General features: G+C 70.7%; 13 protein-coding genes and 3 pseudogenes. 7 read left to right on the top strand and 9 right to left on the bottom strand.

Annotated elements, in window-relative coordinates; genetic code table 11:
* Positions 1-33: 33 nt before the first annotated feature.
* The 4 genes and pseudogenes from AC6F7H_RS30765 to AC6F7H_RS30750 form a co-directional block, all read right to left on the bottom strand.
* The gene (locus AC6F7H_RS30765) at positions 34-960 is read right to left on the bottom strand and encodes an NADP-dependent oxidoreductase (protein WP_500760876.1); all 927 of its coding nucleotides are present in this window, start codon (positions 958-960) and stop codon (positions 34-36) included.
* Between the two features lie 410 nt (positions 961-1,370).
* Positions 1,371-1,808: pseudogene (locus AC6F7H_RS30760) on the bottom strand (transposase family protein); the annotation flags it as partial.
* A gap of 130 nt (positions 1,809-1,938) precedes the next feature.
* Positions 1,939-3,375: a group II intron reverse transcriptase/maturase gene (gene ltrA, locus AC6F7H_RS30755; protein WP_500759461.1), complete on the bottom strand. Its 1,437-nt coding sequence runs from the start codon at positions 3,373-3,375 to the stop codon at positions 1,939-1,941.
* Between the two features lie 589 nt (positions 3,376-3,964).
* Positions 3,965-4,282 (bottom strand): annotated as a pseudogene (locus tag AC6F7H_RS30750) (helix-turn-helix domain-containing protein); the annotation flags it as partial.
* Between the two features lie 99 nt (positions 4,283-4,381).
* On the opposite strand from AC6F7H_RS30750, the gene AC6F7H_RS30745 reads away from it, so the two are divergent.
* The 4 genes from AC6F7H_RS30745 to AC6F7H_RS30730 all read left to right on the top strand — a co-directional run bounded on the left by AC6F7H_RS30745 (position 4,382) and on the right by AC6F7H_RS30730 (position 7,369).
* Complete coding sequence (locus tag AC6F7H_RS30745) at positions 4,382-4,618, top strand: hypothetical protein (protein WP_500760874.1); 237 nt, start codon at positions 4,382-4,384, stop codon at positions 4,616-4,618.
* Positions 4,619-5,298: 680 nt separating this feature from the next.
* Positions 5,299-6,291: a dihydroxyacetone kinase subunit DhaK gene (gene dhaK, locus AC6F7H_RS30740; RefSeq protein ID WP_500760871.1), complete on the top strand. Its 993-nt coding sequence runs from the start codon at positions 5,299-5,301 to the stop codon at positions 6,289-6,291.
* A 48-nt stretch (positions 6,292-6,339) separates the two neighbouring features.
* Entirely contained in the window at positions 6,340-6,966 is a 627-nt protein-coding gene (gene dhaL / locus AC6F7H_RS30735) for a dihydroxyacetone kinase subunit DhaL (RefSeq protein WP_500760868.1), read from the top strand.
* Complete coding sequence (locus AC6F7H_RS30730; RefSeq protein WP_500760865.1) at positions 6,959-7,369, top strand: PTS-dependent dihydroxyacetone kinase phosphotransferase subunit DhaM; 411 nt, start codon at positions 6,959-6,961, stop codon at positions 7,367-7,369. The genes dhaL and AC6F7H_RS30730 overlap by 8 nt, the downstream gene beginning before the upstream one ends.
* Positions 7,370-7,395: 26 nt before the next feature.
* Here the strand turns inward: AC6F7H_RS30730 and AC6F7H_RS30725 are convergent, their stop codons facing one another.
* Complete coding sequence (locus AC6F7H_RS30725) at positions 7,396-8,127, bottom strand: glycoside hydrolase family 75 protein (RefSeq protein ID WP_500760863.1); 732 nt, start codon at positions 8,125-8,127, stop codon at positions 7,396-7,398.
* A gap of 208 nt (positions 8,128-8,335) precedes the next feature.
* Here AC6F7H_RS30725 and AC6F7H_RS30720 point away from each other — a divergent pair, with 208 nt between their 5' ends.
* Together AC6F7H_RS30720 and AC6F7H_RS30715 are read left to right on the top strand one after the other, a co-directional pair.
* Positions 8,336-9,364: a fibronectin type III domain-containing protein gene (locus tag AC6F7H_RS30720; RefSeq protein WP_500760861.1), complete on the top strand. Its 1,029-nt coding sequence runs from the start codon at positions 8,336-8,338 to the stop codon at positions 9,362-9,364.
* A gap of 164 nt (positions 9,365-9,528) precedes the next feature.
* Positions 9,529-10,065 carry a hypothetical protein gene (locus tag AC6F7H_RS30715; protein ID WP_500760858.1) on the top strand — a complete coding sequence of 179 codons (537 nt, stop codon included), beginning with the start codon at positions 9,529-9,531 and terminating at the stop codon, positions 10,063-10,065.
* A 156-nt stretch (positions 10,066-10,221) separates the two neighbouring features.
* On the opposite strand, the pseudogene AC6F7H_RS30710 reads toward AC6F7H_RS30715, so the two are convergent.
* From AC6F7H_RS30710 to AC6F7H_RS30700, 3 genes and pseudogenes are all read right to left on the bottom strand, one after another.
* A pseudogene (locus AC6F7H_RS30710) lies at positions 10,222-10,764 on the bottom strand (PadR family transcriptional regulator); the annotation flags it as partial.
* A 31-nt stretch (positions 10,765-10,795) separates the two neighbouring features.
* Positions 10,796-12,811: an FAD-dependent oxidoreductase gene (locus tag AC6F7H_RS30705; protein ID WP_500760856.1), complete on the bottom strand. Its 2,016-nt coding sequence runs from the start codon at positions 12,809-12,811 to the stop codon at positions 10,796-10,798.
* Between the two features lie 149 nt (positions 12,812-12,960).
* The gene (locus AC6F7H_RS30700) at positions 12,961-13,332 is read right to left on the bottom strand and encodes a hypothetical protein (protein WP_202274544.1); all 372 of its coding nucleotides are present in this window, start codon (positions 13,330-13,332) and stop codon (positions 12,961-12,963) included.
* Between the two features lie 244 nt (positions 13,333-13,576).
* Here AC6F7H_RS30700 and AC6F7H_RS30695 point away from each other — a divergent pair, with 244 nt between their 5' ends.
* A complete protein-coding gene (locus AC6F7H_RS30695; RefSeq protein ID WP_500760853.1) occupies positions 13,577-15,691 on the top strand; it encodes a SpoIIE family protein phosphatase in 2,115 nt (704 codons plus the stop codon).
* On the opposite strand, the gene AC6F7H_RS30690 is transcribed toward AC6F7H_RS30695, so the two are convergent.
* A complete protein-coding gene (locus tag AC6F7H_RS30690; protein ID WP_500760850.1) occupies positions 15,681-16,550 on the bottom strand; it encodes a putative protein N(5)-glutamine methyltransferase in 870 nt (289 codons plus the stop codon). The genes AC6F7H_RS30695 and AC6F7H_RS30690 overlap by 11 nt on opposite strands.
* Between the last annotated feature and the right edge of the window lie 163 nt (positions 16,551-16,713).

Raw genomic sequence — 16,713 nt, 5'->3', positions numbered from 1 at the left:
CCCGCTCTTCTTCCGCTCTCTGACCCGCCCTGCTCAGGCCACTGTCAGGATGACCTTGCCACGGGTGCGGCCGGAACCGACCAGCTCATGAGCCCTCGCGGCTTGTTCGAGCGGGAGCGTCACGGAGACGTGCGGGCGGATGCGGCCGGCGTCGATCAGGGCCGCGATCGCCTCCAGGGAGGCGTAGTCCGGTTCGACCGAGACCCCGGCGAAGCGGCGGCCCTCGTTCTCGACGCGGGCGGCGAGCTCGGTGTTCCAGTGCTCCATGATGCTGACCAGGGTGCCGCCGGGCTTCAGGACGCTCAGCGCACGCTCGCCCTCGGAGCTGGAGTCGAAGACGACGTCGATGTCCTTGGCCGCTTCGGTGTAGTCGGTGGTGCGGTAATCGATGATTTCGTCCGCCCCGAGTTCGCGTACGAAATTGTGGTTGGCGGCGCTTGTCAGGGCCGTGACGTGGGCGCCGCGCGCCTTGGCCATCTGCACCGCGAAGTGGCCGACGCCACCGGCCGACCGGTGGATCAACACCCGCTGTCCTTCGGTGACTCGAGCCGCGTCGACCAGGCCCTGCCAGGCGGTGAGCGCGGCGAGCGGCACGGCGGCGGCCTGCACGTGGTCGAGCGTCGCGGGTTTGCGGGCCACCTGGCGCGAGGGCACTGCTACGTAGTCGGCGTAGCCAGTGGCGGCGCGCGGAAAGAACGGCATGCCGAAGACCTCGTCTCCGGGCTTGAAGCGGGCACCGGGTCCGGCTTCCTCGACGACACCGGAGATGTCCCAGCCGACACCGAACGGCGGCTCGCCGAGGAGCGGGTAAGCGCCGGAGCGCACAGCCACATCGACCGGGTTGACGCCGCTCGCGTGAACGCGGACGAGGACCTCGCCGCCGAGCGGGGCGGGCTTGTCGCTCTCGGTGACCTCGAGGACCTCGGGGCCGCCGAAGGACTTCTGGATGACAGCACGCATGGTGAACTCCCTGTTGGGGTGGTGGTCTCGGGGCGACCGCCCCTCGTCTGTCTCCACGTTAGGAAGATCGAACGAGCTGCTGAATATCCTCCGGTCTTCGAAAGATGTCTGAGCGTCCACGGGAACGCCGGGCCGTGAGAGCCCTGGACCGTGCGGCCGGCGTTGCCGTGCACTCGGCATTGAACTTTACGGAACAGACCAACCCACCCCAGCCAAATGCATGGGGCCGCGCGGGCGTGGCGCCGTCCCGCGCGTTTCGCACGGCGCTCGGCCAACCCTTGGCTGTTGGCGGGGGCGGGCGGTCTGTTCCGTAAAGTTCATAGTCGGGCATCGAATTGGGTGCTCTCTCCAATCAGGCTGTTACGCGGTCGCGTCGGATGACCGTGGACGATGAGCCGTTTCCATCTTGATCAGCTGGTGAGTTCGAGAGTGACGATGGCGCGGACGACGGTGGTGATCCTCGTGGTGCTGCAGCGCAGTCTGCGAAGTACCCGCCAGCACTTGAGGGTGGCGATGGCGCGTTCGCCGAGGCTTCGGATCTTTGCGTGATCGCGGTTGTGGCGGCGGCGCCAGCCGCGCAGGTGCTTGCCCCGGATCGGGACGCGGACGGCGGGTCCGGCGCCCTGGCAGGCCTTGTCCGCCCAGCACTTGATGCCGTCGGCGGCGAGGGCGGCGGGGATGCCGTGGGTGCGGGCCGCGGTCAGATCGTGGACGGCGCCGGGCAGGGCGTCCGAGACCCAGAGCAGCCGTCCGGCCGGGTCGGCGAGGACCTGCACGTTCATCCCGTGGTGCTTCTTCTTTCCCGAGCAGTACGGGCGGTCGGCCGCAACACGGTCGATCGGCAGGAGGTGAGGTCGGCCCGGGGCGCCCTGCCGACGTTTCTGTCGGTGGGTTTCCCCGAGCCGCCTCCCGCACCCGCCGTGCGCGTCTCCACGCAACGGGCGCTCCACAAGTCCCGGTGGTTCAGCCGGTTTTCCCTCACGCGGAGCTCGGCCACGGCGAGGGGATCTTCGTTCCCCGATAGGAGTAGTAGACGATCTTTACTCCCGCCGGGTTGAACAAAGTCACCTCGCCGGTGGCGGGCCACCATCCGTCGCGGGTGTTCTTGCGACGGAGTTCCTTCCAACTGGTTCGCCGGTGCTTACGGCGAAGCCATCCAAATACCTGCTTCCAGGTGTAGGCCCGCAGGTAGTTGAAAGTCGCCTTCGACGAACCATGCCTGAAATAGGCGGTCCAGCCCCGCAGCACCCGGTTGAGCTGGTGCAGCAGGACATCGAGCGGCAGGTTCACGTCCCGCCAGCACAACTTCTTCACCTTGGCCATGATGGAGCGAAGCGCCTTCTTGGCTGGATAGAGGTAGACGAAGCGTTTACTGGTGCCTCGCTTCCGATGACGTTGGATACGCCAGCCGAGAAAGTCGAGACCGTCCTCGATATGGGTGATCAGCGTCTTCTCCCTCGACAGGCGCAGACCCATCGCGGAGAGCACGACTGCGATCTCCTCGCGCATTGCCTCCGCGTCAGCACGGGAGCCCGACACCGCCAAGCACCAGTCGTCCGCATACCGGATCAACCGGTAGTTGGGCAGACCATTTCGGCGGCGCTTGGCCCGCTGATGCGGCTTGGCCCGCGGTCCACCCGGCGCCTGGTCGATGTACTCGTCCAGGACGGACAGGGCCACGTTGCTCAGCAACGGCGAGAGGATCGATCCTTGCGGAGTACCGGCATCGGTCGCCCTCAGGGCCTTGTCCTCGCCGAGGATGCCCGCCTTGAGGAACGCCTTCACCAGAGCCAGAACGCGTTTATCCCCGACACGCTTTCGCACCCTGCCCATCAGGGCCGGGTGCGAGATTTCGTCGAAGCAGGCGGCAATGTCACCTTCCACGATCCACTCATAGGAGCGGGATGTCAGGTGGCGCACTTCCACCACCGCGTCCTGGGCCCGGCGCTTCGGACGGAACCCGTAACTCTGCGGGTGAAAATCCGCCTCGAAGATCGGTTCCAATACCAGCTTCAAGGATGCCTGGACCACCCGGTCGGTGACGGTCGCGATCCCGAGACGACGAAACTTGCCGTTCGCCTTGGGGATGAGCCGCTCACGTACCGGCAACGGGCGGAAACTGCGGTCCTTCAGCACCGACCGCAGCTCGTCGAGGAACACCTCAACGCCTCGCACGGCCTCGACATAGTGGGCGGTGTTTCCGTCCACACCGGCAGTGCGGGCACCCTTGTTACCCCGCACCCGAGCCCACGCGACCAGAAGGAACGCGGGATCGGTGACGAGGTTGAACAGATCGTCGAACCTGCGATGAGAATCACCGCTGGCCCACTGGTGCAGTTTGGTCTGAATCCCCAGTACCCGGCGCTCGCCCCAGTAAAGGGCCGACTCCAGCTCGTCGGTGTTCACCGGCGACATCCTCCTGGCATTCCAGTCTCCTCCCTGCTGACTTGCTGGTCCCCTTCGCCATGTGCACGCCTCTCGCGCGCTCGGACTACTACGGGACCTCCGCCCCACCCCGCGGCCCTCGGCCGGCGACGGGCCTGCCCTGGACCAGGCCGGCTGCCTGCTCCCGAGGGCGACCGGGGGTGGTTCCCACGTTCACTCGATGACCGGTCGACGAGGGAGGTGCCCAGCTCTTGCCCCGGCAGCATCGCCACGACTACGCCGCAGTTCTTCATCGTGGCCTCCTCACCGACGGCACTACGCGGCTTCGGAGTTGACCACCGAAGTGGCCACGCGCTGCATCCCGGCCCATATCCACCAGGTTGGAGCCGGTTCGCTCGCTTACGGGGCTTTACCACTGGTTCCTCGCGTACACCTTCTCGTCTCGCTTGCCGGGCCCGCACCGTCTGGCAGTGCCAGCACGTCCCGGCGTTGTCAGGGCCGCTTCCCACCCTCCCCGGCGTCCCCCGGGTCAGGCTGCCCTCAGCTTCAACCGGACTGCTGCGACAGCCCGGTGGCGGGGTCCTTTCACCCCCACCCGGTCATCAAGCGCCTCGTGGCGCACTGTGCCGTCGAGGATCACGTACGCCTTCCCGCGGATGGTGTGCATGGCCTGCTCCAGCGTCGGGGCGAGGGTGGCCAGGAGGCCGACGGCCTCGCGTATGGAGCGGTAGACCGTCGCGATCCCGACCCGGAAGCCGGCGGCGAGGCGGCTGTAGGTGTCGCCGCAGCGTAGGTGGGCGAGTACGAGCAGAGCCTGCCGGCCGCAGCTCAGGCGGCGCCAGCGAGAACCGATCCGGGGTCGGTGACCTGCCAGCAGACCGGAGAGGCGACGCAGGGTACGGCTGGACAGATCGATGGCAGACGGGTAGACAAGCACACGAGCTCCTGGCGGATGCGGTGATCTTGGTCGTGAACCCGTCTACCAGGAGCTTTTTCATGCCCGCCGCCGGGGCCCGCAGCCCAACCACCCGTCAGGTTGGAAGGGGCTCAGTGGAAGCAGCGCTTCCTCGAGGAGCTCGTCCTCACTGCACCCGTCGAGGTGCGCGGCAAGGTCGGCACGGCGATGCGCCTCTGCGACAGTGACGGGGCGGTGCGGGTGTGCCGCCAGGACCGGGACGGTCTTCGTCCCGAGGTGGCGGAGACAGCGGTGGCCGTCGGCAGCGCAGAACGCTTCGAAACCTTCCCGGACGAGTGCTTGATCAAGCCGGCGTAGCGCGGTCGGCCGGTCCGGCCCCTTGGTGAGGGCGTCGGCGGGACTCATCCGGTGGTCGATGAGCCTGCGGAAGGACTCCGGGGCCGAGCGGGACCGCCGTGCGGCTCGGCCGGCGTCGTGTCAAGGACGTCGGCCGCTCGACGGCGCCGGGGCGAGCCGTCGTGTATCCGGTCCGGGCCGAGCCCGGCGAAGAACTCGGGGAGGTACATGCCGGACCAATAAGGGAAACACTTCGGTTCCGATGAGCTGCCGGGATCGTCGGAGCCGGGGTTTTCGCACACCGGGCCACCAAGGGATTCGGGCGTTCTCTTCCTGAATTTCACGGCAGAGCCTCTCCCCGGCACCGCCGCGTCGGTCTCGCGGGCCCCGCCCTCATCGCGGCCCGCCGCACGACGAAGGCTGCGAGCCGTCCCACCTTCCGGGCACACCTGAGCGCCCGCGTACGTGACCTTCGCTCCCGCAAGGTCAATACTTCAGACAAGAGGACTTCAGCCGGCCCGCATCCGACCACCCAGCAGACTTGACGTTCCGTCATCAAAGTCAGCATTAAGTCAGCATCAGTACCGCCACAGCCCGCTCAAGGCCGCCACGGACCGTCGAGATCGAGAACTTCCCCTACCTGCTCTGACCAGCAAAACGCAGATGGAAAACCCACCTACTAACCTCCCTAGGAGGCACCCGTGAAGATGCTGATCAATGTGCCGGAGACCGTGGTCGCGGACGCGTTGCGTGGGATGGCGGCGGCTCATCCCGAACTCACGGTGGATGTGGAGAACCGGGTGATCGTCCGGCGGGACGCTCCTGTGGCCGGGAAGGTGGGTCTGGTCTCCGGCGGCGGATCGGGGCACGAGCCGCTGCACGGCGGATTCGTGGGACCCGGGATGCTCTCGGCGGCCTGCCCCGGCGAGGTGTTCACCTCCCCCGTGCCCGACCAGATGGTGCGGGCGGCGGCGGCCGTGGACAGCGGAGCCGGGGTGCTGTTCGTCGTGAAGAACTACACCGGTGACGTGCTCAACTTCGACATGGCCGCCGAACTCGCCGAGGACGAGGGCGTCCAGGTCGCGAAAGTACTGGTCAACGACGATGTCGCGGTGACCGACAGCCTCTACACCGCCGGCCGGCGCGGCACCGGGGCGACGCTGTTCGTGGAGAAGATCGCGGGCGCGGCGGCCGAGGAGGGGCAGCCGCTGGAGCGGGTGGAGGCCGTGGCCCGTCAGGTCAATGAGAACTCCCGCAGTTTCGGCGTGGCCCTGAGCGCCGTCACCACGCCCGCCAAGGGCAGCCCCACCTTCGATCTGCCGTCCGGCGAGCTGGAGTTGGGCATCGGCATCCACGGCGAGCCGGGCCGGGAGCGGCGGCCGATGATGACCTCGCGCGAGATCGCCGATGCCGCCGTCGACGCGATCCTCCAGGACCTCACCCCCCGCAATCCGGTCCTGGTCCTGGTCAACGGCATGGGCGCGACCCCGCTACTGGAGCTGTACGGCTTCAACGCCGAGGTGCAGCGAGTGCTCGGCGAGCGTGGTGTCCCCGTCGCCCGGGTCCTCGTCGGCAACTACGTGACGTCGCTCGACATGGCCGGTGCCTCGGTCACCCTGTGCCAGATCGACGAGGAGCTGCTGCGACTGTGGGACGCACCGGTGAACACCCCGGGACTGCGCTGGGGCGTCTGACGGGCACCGGGGTATCGGTTCACAGTGCCTATCTCGCAAGGAGTTCCAGTGCTCGACGCCGAATTCTTCCGCCGTTGGATGACGGTGACCGCCTCGTCCGTCGACCGTGAGGCGGAACGGCTCACCGCCCTCGACTCGCCCATCGGGGACGCCGACCACGGCAGCAACCTCCAGCGCGGGTTCACCGCGGTGCGGGCCGCGCTGGAGAAGGAGCCGCCCGCCACGCCCGGCGCGGTCCTGACCCGGTCCGGGCGCCTGCTCATCTCGAGCGTGGGCGGCGCGTCCGGGCCCCTGTACGGGACACTGCTGCGCCGCACCGGCAAGGCCCTCGGGGAGGCCACCGAGGTGAGCAGGCAGCAGTTGGCCGAGGCGCTGCGCACCGGAGTGGACGCGGTTCGGCAGCTCGGGGGCGCGGCGCCGGGCGACAAGACGATGATCGACGCCCTGGTGCCCGCGGTCGACGCGCTCGACGATTCCTTCGCCGCGGCGCGGGCCGCCGCCGAGGAGGGCGCGGTGGCCACGACGCCGTTGCGGGCCCGCAAGGGCAGGGCCAGTTACCTGGGCGAGCGGAGCATCGGGCACCAGGATCCCGGGGCCACGTCGGCGGCGCTGCTGATCGCCGGCCTCGCCGACGCCTCCGGCTCCGCCGAAGCCGCGGAGGCAGCCGGTGAGTGACGGAAAGCTGGTGGGGATCGTCCTGGTGTCGCACAGCGCGCAGGTGGCGGCCTCGGTCGCCGAGCTGGCGACGGGCCTGGCCGGCGCCGGTACCGCGGTGGCCGTCTCCCCGGCGGGCGGCACGGAGGACGGAGGTCTCGGTACGAGCGCCGAACTCGTCGCCGCCGCGGCGGCATCCGTCGACAGCGGCGCCGGGGTCGCCGTCCTGGCCGATCTGGGCAGCGCGGTGCTCACCGTGAAGGCGCTGCTCGCCGAGGGCGACGAACTCCCGGAGCACACCCGACTGGTGGACGCGCCGTTCGTGGAGGGAGCGGTGGCCGCGGTGGTCACGGCGGCGACGGGAGCGGACCTCGCGGCGGTGGAGGCCGCCGCGGCGGACGCGTACACGTATCGGAAGGTGTGAGGGCCGGGCTCCGGCGCAGTCGCCGTTCACTGGTCGCCGTCCACGAACTGCCGGGCGAGCCTCTCCCCCGTCGTCACCGCCGCCCGGCGGTCCTCGACGGGGGTCACCCGGCTGTCCCTGAACACGATGTAGGTGACACCAAAGGAGGTGCCGCCGCCCCGCGGGTCGGGACCGATACCGAGCGCTTCGGCCGTCGCGTAGGACGCCTCGCCGATGACGCCCGCGGGGCCGGTGTCGCCGACGACCGCGTACTGCACCCGCTCGCGGTACACGACGGCCACCACCGAGCCGCCTCGGACACCATGCGCCCGGTAGTCCCGGAGCGTGCTCGGCACCGGCACCACCACGAAGGGCAGGGTCTCGGATTTCAGGGGGCGGCCGTCGGACTGCGTGAAGGCGGTGGTGGCGGAGAAGTGCGGGTCGGTACGGGTGTTGCAACGAACACCGGGCTGTCCGTCGCAGTCGATGTCCATGTCGGCCTCCCGGAACACGACGTCGCGAGTGCCGCACACCGGGATGATGGCGCGGGCGCCCCGGTCGCTCCGGTAGTTGCCGTGGGAGGCGGGGGTGCAGTCACGCACCTCGGCCAGCAGGTCGGCGGCGCTGACGGCGCTGTCAGCGCTGTCAGCGCTGACGGAGTCTTCCTGCTGCACGACCGGTTGCTCCGTGCGGGCCTGGGACGAGGTGTTGTGGAGCGTCGCGGGGGCGAACAGGGAGACGCCGGCCACGGCCAGTACGAGCGACTGGACAGGGTTCACGGTGTGCGGGCCTCTCGTAGGGGACACTGACGAGCACTCGGCCGATCTCATCCCGGAGTGGTGCCGCGGCCACCGAGACAGGACCGTACGACGCACCCTCGGCCTCCTCACAAGGGCCCCGCCACATCCTCTTGATGTGGCCGCGTCAGCCACGCCATATTGGTACGGACCATTTCACCGTTTCCTGTGCCCTTCGGGAGGCAGAGCCGTGCGAGGCGTTCCTGTTGCCGTGCCCCCGCGCCGACGTGGCGTGCGCGGGATGCTCCGTGGCACGCTCTGCGGTGGGCTCCTGCTGATCGTCTCCTGTGGTGGGAGCGGTTCCGGGAACGGAAGCGGGAACGACGGTGAACGGCTGCCCGGGGCTCCGACGGGTGTCACGGCCGAGGCCGGCAGCGCCACCAGCGTGCATGTCATGTGGAACACCGTCGCCGCCGCGAGCGCCGAGGTGAGCCGGTACGAGGTGTATCGGGGCGCCACAAAGGTCAAGGAATTACCCGGTTCCGAACACATGGTGGATGTCACCAGGCTCCGGCCCGCCACCACGTATGTCTTCACCGTACGGGCGCGGGACACGGACGGGCGGCTCGGACCGCGCAGCCGGGAGGTCCGGGCGACGACACCCGCGGCCGCGGCGGCCGACCGGGCCGCACCCAGCCGCCCCACGGACGTCCGCGGCACAGCGGTCGGCAGCCGGGCGGTGCAGCTGTCCTGGTCGGCCTCGACGGACGACCGGGGCGTGCTCTCGTACGAGGTGTACCAGGGAGAGACGAAGATCCACAGCGTCGGCGGGGGTCAGACCGCCACCGTGGTGACGGGGCTGCGGCCGGGCACCCGCTACACCTTCACCGTCCGGGCTCGGGACGCCGCCGACAATCTCTCCCCCGCCGGCGCCCCCGTCCGCCTCACCACACCGGGCCGTGACGACGGTCGCGCCACGGCGCCCACCGGCTTCCGCGCCACGAGTCACCGCTCCGAGGGTGCCTACCACATCGACCTCAGCTGGGTGCCGCCGCGCGTGGACGGGGTGATCACCGAGTACGAGGTGCGGCTGGACGGCCGCGCGGCCACCTCACTCGTCTACGGAGGGGACGCGCCGCGCGACCGGGCGACGTACAGCTTCTACGCGGGTGAGGAGGCGGGGGTCACCCATCGGGTGCGGATCCGGGCCAAGCTGCCGGACGGGACCTGGGGCGGTTTCTCGGCGGAGCGCACGGTGACGACGGGCCCGCGCCGCTGAACACGTCTCGGTCCGGGCGACGGCAGTCGTCACCTGCCCGGCGGCAGCCGGAATGCGTCGCGGGCCGGGTACGCATTGGCTGGGCCCGTGGCAGCACGGGCGTTCCCCGATCCTCGGCGGCGCAAGGAATGTACCGCCGGCCGTGCCGCCGGAAGGCAGTTCACATGCGCTATTCGAAGCCACTGCTCCGTTCCGGTCTGACCGTGGCAGCCGCCGCCGCGCTGCCCCTGACCCTGACGGGCCAGGCCGCCTCGGGCCCCGGAATATCCGTGAGCACCACCGGTTCGACGGTCTCCGTCACCACCACCGCGTGCGCCCAGCTCAACGGCAGCTGGGGCACCGCCTCGCTGCTCGACGGCAGCCAGTCGAACTTCTCCCAGGGCCGCCAGGTGGCGCTGTCCGGGACCGGCTCGGGACAGTCCGCCGCCTGGTCGGACGTCCGCTCGGGAACCCACACGGTGATCGTGATGTGCTCGAACGGGACCACCGCGGGCACGCAGTCCATCGTCGTCGCCGATCCCGCTCCCCGCCCGGCGGTCTCCGATCCACCCTCGCCGACCCGCGGGGTGCTGGGCGGCGTCGGCGGCGGCTCCACGGACTACGGCACGGTGACACTGGTGGCCGGCGGCGCGCTGGTCGGCACCGGTCTCCTCGCCACGGCCTGGTACCTGCGGCGGCGCGGCAAGCCGAACCGCCTCTGAGACGGCGCCGGCCGCCATCACGTCCGACGCGCTCCGGTCGGGCGGCCGGCGTCACTTCCCTCCGGAGCCCGATCCGTCCGGTTCCGCATGCCCGGAGTCGGACGGATCCGTGGGGGCGGAGCCCGGCGAGTCGGTCGGCTCGGCCCGCCCGGTCCGCTCGGTGTCCGGCAGCTCCGCGAACTCCGTCAGCGCGTGCGCGAGCCACCGGGTCCAGAAGGTCTCCAGGTCGATGCCGGCCCGCAGCACCAGATGCCGGAGCCGGTCCTCCCTGCCGTCCCTGCCGGGCGGGAAGTCGCGCTGCTCAATGTCCTTGTACTCCGCCAACTGCCTTTCATGAAGCTCCAGATGGCGGCGAAAATCGGCCTCGAGCCCCCCGGTGCCGACCACCGCCGCCGCCCTCAGCCGCAGCAACAGCGCGTCGCGGAGCGGTTTGGGGTCCTGCGAGGCGGAGGTCCAGCGGACCAGTTCGGCGCGGCCCGCCGGCAGGACCTCGTAGGACTTCTTCTGCCCCCGGGCGGGCTGTTCGGCGGACAGCGCCCGGATCAGACCCTCGGCCTCCAGTTTCCCCAGCTCGCGGTAGATCTGCTGATGCGTCGCGGACCAGAAGTAGCCGATCGACTTGTCGAAGCGCCGGGTCAGCTCCAGCCCGGACGACGGTTTCTCGAGCAGGGCGGTGAGGATGGCGTGCGGGAGTGACATGGGATCGATCCTAGGGACGGGATGCGCCGCTCTACAGGGCCGCCGCCAGCTCCGTACCCTGCTTGATGGCGCGTTTGGCGTCCAGTTCGGCGGCCAGGTCGGCGCCGCCGATCAGGTGGACGGCGTGCCCGGCGGCGACCAGTTCCTCGTACAGGTCGCGGCACGGTTCCTGGCCGGTGCACAGGACGATCGTGTCCACCTCCAGAACGGTGCTCTCGCCGTCGACGGTGACATGCAGACCGGCGTCGTCGATACGGTCGTAGCGCACCCCGGGGACCATGGTGACGCCGCGGTGGCGGAGTTCGGTGCGGTGGATCCAGCCGGTGGTCTTGCCGAGTCCCGCGCCGACCTTGGACGTCTTGCGCTGGAGCAGGTGGACGGTGCGCGGCGGGGCGGGCCACTGGGGTGCGGCAAGACCGCCGGGTGTGCGGTGATCCATGTCGACGCCCCACTGACGGAAGTACGTCTCGGGGTGCTCGTGCGCCTTGTCTCCGCCGTCGGTGAGGAACTCGGCGACGTCGAAGCCGATGCCGCCCGCGCCGAGGATCGCGACCCGGGCGCCGACGGGGGCGCCGTCGCGCAGCACGTCGAGGTAGCCGAGCACGCTCGGGTGGTCGATGCCGGGGAGGTCGGGCACGCGCGGGCTGACGCCGGTGGCGACGACGACCTCGTCGTGGCCGGCGACGTCGTCGGCCGTGACCAGGGTGTCCAGGCGTACGTCCACGGCCAGTTCGGCGAGCCGGGTACGGAAGTAGCGCAGGGTCTCGTCGAACTCCTGCTTGCCGGGGACCTTCCGCGCGACGTTGAGCTGGCCGCCGATCTCGCTCGCGGCGTCGAACAGGGTGACGTCGTGGCCGCGTTCGGCGGCGCTGACGGCGCAGGCGAGCCCGGCCGGGCCGGCGCCGACGACCGCGACGCGCTTGCGGTGTCTGGTCGGTGACAGCACCAGTTCGGTCTCGTGGCAGGCGCGCGGATTGACCAGGCAGGAGGTGATCTGTCCACTGAAGGTGTGGTCCAGGCAGGCCTGGTTGCAGCCGATGCAGGTGTTGATCGCCTCGGACCGGCCGTCCGCGGCCTTGGCGACGAAGTCGGGGTCGGCGAGCATCGGGCGGGCCATCGACACCATGTCGGCGTGTCCCTCGGCGAGCAGTTCCTCGGCGAGTTCGGGGGTGTTGATGCGGTTGGTGGTGACGAGGGGGACCGAGACCTCGCCCATGAGCCGCTTCGTCACCCAGGTGTACGCACCGCGGGGCACCGAGGTGGCGATGGTGGGGATGCGGGCCTCGTGCCAGCCTATGCCGGTGTTGATGATCGTGGCGCCGGCCGCCTCGACGGCGCGGGCCAGTTCGATCACCTCGTCCAGGGTCGAACCGCCGGGGACGAGGTCCAGCATGGAGAGCCGGTAGATGAGGATGAAGTCCTCACCGACCGCCTCACGCACCCGGCGGACGATCTCGAGAGGGAAGCGCGTCCGGTTCTCGTACGAGCCACCCCAGCGGTCCGTGCGCCGGTTGGTCTGCTCGACGATGAACTCGTTGATCAGATAACCCTCGGAGCCCATGATCTCGACGCCGTCGTAGCCGGCCTGCCGGGCGAGGCGGGCGGCGCGGACGTAGTCGTCGACGGTGCGCTCGACCTCGGCGTCGGTGAGTTCGCGGGGTGCGAAGGGGCTGATAGGCGCCTGGAGCGGGCTGGGGGCGACCAGGTCCTGATGGTAGGCGTACCGGCCGAAGTGCAGGATCTGCAGGGCGATCCGCCCGCCCTCGCGGTGCACGGCCTCGGTGACGGTCCGGTGCTGCTCGGCCTCCGCGTCGGTGGTGAGCTTCGCGCCGCCCTCGAAGGCCCGCCCCTCGTCATTGGGTGCGATGCCACCGGTGACGATGAGGCCCACGCCGCCACGGGCACGGGCGGCGTAGAACTCGGCCATGCGCGCGAAGCCGCCCTCGGCCTCCTCGAGGCCTATGTGCATGGAGCCCATGAGGACGCGGTTGGGCAGGGTCGTGAAGCCCAGGTCGAGAGGGGTCAGCAGGTGCGGGTATCGGCTCATCGGGCCCTCCGTGCGCGGTGTGGTGCCTCTGTTGTAGAGGACGCGCACACGTTTATGCAACTAGTTGCACAAACATGACGGAGGGCGCGATGAGCCGGCGGCGCAAAGGACCGTGGGGGTGTCCGTACGCGCCGCCGCGCCCCGGCGGGTCACCGGCTTTCGAGGCGGATGTGCAGTTCCTCCTCCTGGTCGCCCGATACCGTGCTCAGATCGTGCACCGTGAACAGGGAGTCCAGGGTGGTGCGGAACCGGTCGACGGCCCAGTAGCCGCCGTACACGTCGGCGTCGACCGGCGACGACAGCCGGGCCGGGCGGGCGCCGCCCTCCTGCGGGGCGGCGACGTCGAACGTGCCGAGCCACACCATCGGGCGGGTCTCGTGGAACTTCTCCGGTACGTCGTCGGAGCACCGGTCGGACGTGTAGCACGCGCACAGCGTGTCGAAGACGATCCGCGCGTCATGCTTGTCGCACCCGCTGATCTCGACCGAGACGGATTCCGGGTGCGCTCGTTCACTGCCCATCGTGATCGCTCCTCTCGTCGCCACACCGGCTTCCCCACCCCTCCCCAGGGAAACACCGCCCGCGCGGGAGCACTACCCGCGCACCACCGGCGTGCCCGGGGGATCGCGGGGCACCCGCCGGATGAGAGGAAGAAGGTGGCGGGAGACGGTCGGAGCGGCGGAAAATCGCCCCCACGCGCGGTAGAACAAGGGATGACGGCACCGCGACGGCGTGCCGTGAGAATCGGCGAAGGCGGGGCGTGCGATGAGTTCAGCCGAGTCACCCCTGGTCGAGGGCGGCGGGGCGGCACCGGGGCCGGTCCGTCCCAGCGGGCTGCTCGACGTGCTGCGTGTGGCCTCGGTGGTGCTGGACCCCGAGGGGCGGATCGTCCTGTGGAGCCCCCAGGCCGAGGAACTGTTCGGCTACAGCACCGAGGAGGCGCTGGGCCGGTACGCCGCGCGGATCATGGTGGACGAGCGGTATCTGGACCTGGTGGTCAAGCTGTTCTCCGACGTCATGCGCACCGGGCAGAGCTGGGCCGGGGCCTTCCCCATCCGGCGCAAGGACGGCGGCACCCGGATGGTGGAGTTCCGCAACATGCGGCTGACGGACGACCGCGGCGCCGTCTACGCCCTCGGCCTCGCGGTCGACCAGTCGACCGTGCGCCGGATGGAGCGGGACGTGGCGCTGTCCACCCGGATCGTCGCCCAGTCTCCGATCGGGCTGGCCGTACTGGACACCGGCCTGCGGTACGTCTCGGTCAACCCGGCGCTGGAACAGATCAACGGCATGCCGGCCGACGACCATCTGGGCCGCACGGTCCGCGAGGTGCTGCCGCGGCTGGACGCCGACGCCGTCGAGGCCGCGGCGCTCCGGGTCCTGGACACCGGGAAACCGGTCGTCGACCAGTCCATGATCGGCCGGACCCCGGCCGATCCCGAGGTGGACCACGCATGGTCGGTCTCGCTCTACCGGCTGGAGAACGCGCTCGGCTCGGTGCTGGGCGTGGCCGTGTCCGTGGTGGACATCACCGAGCAGTACCGGGCGGCCGTGGAGGCCGAGACGGCCCGGCGCCGGCTGGCCGTCGTCGCCGACGCCTCGGTGCGGATCGGCACCACCCTGGACCTGGAGCGTACGGCCCGGGAACTGGCCGATGTGGCCGTGCCGGAACTGGCCGACGTGGCGGCCGTGGATCTGCTGGACGCGGTGGTCCGGGGCCATCGCAGCACCCTCGCCCCGGCCGAACCGGCGATGATCCGTGCGTTGGCGGTCCGGGGCGCGGGCGCGGGCTCGGACGACGCCCTGCGGGCGGCCGATCCGCCGGGCCAGGTGGCCCGGTACGGCCCGGACCGGCTGGTCACCGAGTGCGTACGCACCGGCCTGCCCGTGATGCTGCCGCAGGTGAAGGACGAACACCTCACCCGCATCGCCCGCTCCGCCCAGGCGACCGAACTGCTGAGCCGGGCGGGTGTGCACTCGTATCTGGCCGTGCCGCTCATCGCGCGCGGCGAGGTGCTGGGCGCGCTCGACCTCAAGCGCACCGGCAATCCGCGGCCGTTCGACGAGGACGATCTGCTGCTGGCCCGGGAACTGGCCGCCCGCGCGGCGGTGCAGATCGACAACGCCCGCTGGTACCAGAGCGCCCGCGACGCCGCGCTCACCCTGCAGCGCAGTCTGCTGCCCAGCCATCCGCCCCTCACTGGCGGGCTCGAGGTCGCCTCCCGCTACCAGCCCGCGGGCAGCACCAGCGAGGTGGGCGGTGACTGGTTCGACGTGATCCCGCTGGGCGGCGGCAGGACGGCCCTCGTGGTGGGGGACGTGATGGGCAGCGGCATCCCGGCGGCGGCCACCATGGGACGGCTGCGCACGGCGACGAACACGCTGGCCTCGCTCGGCCTCGATCCGGCGGTGCTCCTGGAGCACCTCGACCGGCTCGTCGGCGGTCTGGAGGATGCCATCGCCACCTGTGTCTACGCCGTCCACGACCCCCGTGAGCACCGGTGCCTGATCGCCAACGCGGGGCATCTGCCGCCGGTACGGGTACGGGCCGGCGGCACCCCGGAACTGCTCGATCTGCCCACCGGGGTGCCGCTGGGTGTGGGCGGCGTCAAGTTCTCCACGACCGTCGTCGAGATCGAGCCGGGCGACCGGCTGGTGCTCTACACCGACGGCCTCGTCGAGACCCGCCGGCACCCGCTGGACCAACGTCTCGACCGCCTGCTCACGCTGCTGCACGGCCCCGACCACTCCCTCGAGGACATGTGCGACCTGCTGCTGCGCACGCTGCACGAGCCCGACAACTTCGACGACGTGGCCCTGCTCATCGCCCGCGCGACGACTCCCGGCGGTACGGAACGCGCGGGCGGTCCTACCGTCTGACTCCGATCACGACATGGGCGTACTCCTCCTCTGATACGGCCCGGCGGGCCCGCAGCCCGGCACCGGTGAGGACGGCGGCGGCCGCGGGAGCCTGCCCACGGCTCGCCTCGACCAGGAGGCACCCGCCGGGCGCCAGCCAGTCGGGGGCTCCGGCGGCCACCCGGCGCAGCACGTCGAGCCCGTCCGTGCCGCCGTCGAGTGCGACGCGCGGCTCGTGGTCGCGGGCCTCCGGCGGGAGCAGACCGATCTCGCCGCTGGGCACGTACGGCACGTTGGCCGCGAGGATGTCGATCCGGCCGCGCAACGCTGCGGGCAGCGCCTCGAACAGGTCTCCGACGTGCACCTGGCCGCCGGCGTCCGCGACATTGCGGCGGGCACAGCGCACGGCGACCGGGTCGATGTCGGCGGCGTGCAGTTCGACCGCGCCGAGCCCGTCGGCCAGCGCCGCGCCGACGGCGCCCGAACCGCAGCACAGGTCCACGACGACGGCCGCGTCGGGTGCCTGGGCGAGCGCCTGCGTCACGAGGAACTCGGTACGGCGCCGGGGTACGAAGACACCGGGGGTCACGGCGATCCGTCGTCCCCTGAACTCGGCCCAGCCGACCACGAGTTCGAGCGGAAGCCCGCGCACCCTGCGCTCGACCATCGCGGTCGCCTCGTCCGGGGTGTGCGCGGCGGCGAGGATCAGCTCGGCCTCGTCCTCGGCGAAGACACAGCCCGCGGCGCGCAGCGCGGCGACGACGGAGTCCCGGTCGGCGGGCGCGGAAGGCGGGGCGGGGGGCGGCCCGGCGGACTGCGGCCGGGCGGAAGAGAACCGGGGGGAGGACTGCGGGACGGGCGAGGGAGACGGGGACGGCATGGAGGTAAGAGCCTTTCGGAAGCCGAAGGGCGCTCCCGCGGTCACCTACTGCGGGTGATCCGCGTCGCTTCGAGGTGAGAGCACCCGACCTGACACAGCGGTAATGGGTCTCACCTCCCTGGGCCGTCGACGGCTGGGACCGTCCGCAGCCGGGTCGTCACCC

Source organism: Streptomyces sp. MMS24-W38 (assembly GCF_059889265.1).
The sequence above is the reverse complement of the archived record's forward strand: the minus strand, read 5'-3'. Positions and strand labels throughout refer to the sequence as shown.

Bases quoted from the DNA above. Each gene is read 5' to 3' on its own strand.
- AC6F7H_RS30765 (WP_500760876.1), bottom strand. From the start codon at position 960: ATGCGTGCTGTCATCCAGAAGTCCTTCGGCGGCCCCGAGGTCCTCGAG.
- AC6F7H_RS30700 (WP_202274544.1), bottom strand. From the start codon at position 13,332: ATGGGCAGTGAACGAGCGCACCCGGAATCCGTCTCGGTCGAGATCAGC.
- ltrA (WP_500759461.1), bottom strand. From the start codon at position 3,375: ATGTCGCCGGTGAACACCGACGAGCTGGAGTCGGCCCTTTACTGGGGC.
- AC6F7H_RS30715 (WP_500760858.1), top strand. From the start codon at position 9,529: ATGCGCTATTCGAAGCCACTGCTCCGTTCCGGTCTGACCGTGGCAGCC.
- AC6F7H_RS30690 (WP_500760850.1), bottom strand. From the start codon at position 16,550: ATGCCGTCCCCGTCTCCCTCGCCCGTCCCGCAGTCCTCCCCCCGGTTC.
- AC6F7H_RS30695 (WP_500760853.1), top strand. From the start codon at position 13,577: ATGAGTTCAGCCGAGTCACCCCTGGTCGAGGGCGGCGGGGCGGCACCG.
- AC6F7H_RS30705 (WP_500760856.1), bottom strand. From the start codon at position 12,811: ATGAGCCGATACCCGCACCTGCTGACCCCTCTCGACCTGGGCTTCACG.